The 1,488-nt window shown below is 42.7% G+C and carries 2 protein-coding genes; both read left to right on the forward strand.

What is annotated here, in order from left to right:
• A partial coding sequence (locus ACFIMP_RS09685; RefSeq protein ID WP_375686332.1) for a DUF7146 domain-containing protein occupies positions 1-548 on the forward strand: 548 nt, incomplete at its 5' end.
• A partial coding sequence (locus ACFIMP_RS09690; RefSeq protein WP_375686333.1) for a DUF3987 domain-containing protein occupies positions 545-1,488 on the forward strand: 944 nt, incomplete at its 3' end. The genes ACFIMP_RS09685 and ACFIMP_RS09690, both read left to right, overlap by 4 nt.

Raw genomic sequence — 1,488 nt, forward strand, 5'->3', positions numbered from 1 at the left:
CTTTAGCAGAAACCTATTTACGTATGCGGGGTATTACATGTGATTTGCCTCCTGATTTACGCTTTTACGACAAATGTCCACACCCCTCTGGGGGTACACTGCCCGCGTTGGTGGCTCTTGTTAAGGGCGCTGGCTCTTTCGCCATTCATAGAACCTTTTTACAAGCCAATGGCTGCAAAACAGATCAAAAACCAGCAAAAGCCATGTTGGGTTCTGTCACGGGTGGCGCTGTGCAATTAAGTCAAGCCAATCCAAAACATCTGGTCATTTGTGAAGGCATTGAAACCGGTCTGGCTCTGCTGTCTGGGTTGTTATCAGAGCCCGTTGATTTATGGGCGTCCCTTTCAACCCATGGCATGATGCATGTGAATTTACCTCCTACAAAAGCCCGTCTCACCATTGCAATGGATGGCGATGATGCGGGTCGTAAAGCAGGTTTTAACCTCGCAGCACATGCCTATAGACAAGGCTTTGAGGTCTTTATCATGCAAGCCCCATACGGTCTAGATTTCAATGATGTTTTGATACGAAAAGGTATAAATAAATGAGAGAGAATAAAAACAATATTGTAGATACCAACAATCAAAATGTTTCATGCAATGATAACGATAATGGCTCTTTAAATGATAAGACTTGTTTAGAAGCCATTCCTTATAAGCAAGCATTGCAACAAAATGGTTGGGGGGAATTAAAGCCTATCACGGCGGCTCTTTTACCCGTCGAGCCTTTTAGCTTATTACAGTTGCCAACGCCATTAATGGACTATGTTTATGACGTTGCGGATAGCCAACAAGCCCCTATGGATTTTATTGCTATCTCTGCTCTCTGTGCCTTGGCTGCTGTCATTGGTAATGGCGTGCGGGTTGCTCCAAAACAACATGATGATTGGATTGTTGTCCCTAATCTCTGGGGCGCTCTGATTGGTCAATCGTCAACATACAAAACACCAGCCATGAAAGCCGCTTTAGCGCCTATCACTTGCCTTCAAAAGGAATGGTATAAAGACTGGTTAAAGCAGAAAGAGAAACAAGAAATTGAAGAGAGACTTGAAACTTTAGACAAAAGAGAAAAAGAAAGACAAGCCAATAAAGCGATAAGAAAAGGAGAGTGTGAAACCGCTCGTGCTCTTTTGTATGAAACGCTCTCTAAAGACAATGCGCATGATGATGATGTCTCTCGTTTTATCGTCAATGATGTGACTGTTGAAAAGCTTGGGGAACTCTTAAAAGAAAACCCTCGTGGTCTCTTAATGGTTCGTGATGAATTATCTGGTTTTTTAGCCAATCTGGAACGAAGAGAATATCAAACAGACCGTGCCTTTTATTTAACAGCTTTTAATGGAGATGATCAATTTACCTATGACCGTATCGAGCGTGGAACCATTTTTATCCCCCATGTCACCTTATCCATTATTGGAGGCATTCAACCTTCACGCATTATTCCGCTCATTCAAGCCATACACCGTGGAATAAACGATGACGGTTTATT

The organism is Bartonella sp. AP65SXKL, from assembly GCF_042195725.1.
Classification (GTDB): Bacteria; Pseudomonadota; Alphaproteobacteria; order Rhizobiales; family Rhizobiaceae; genus Bartonella.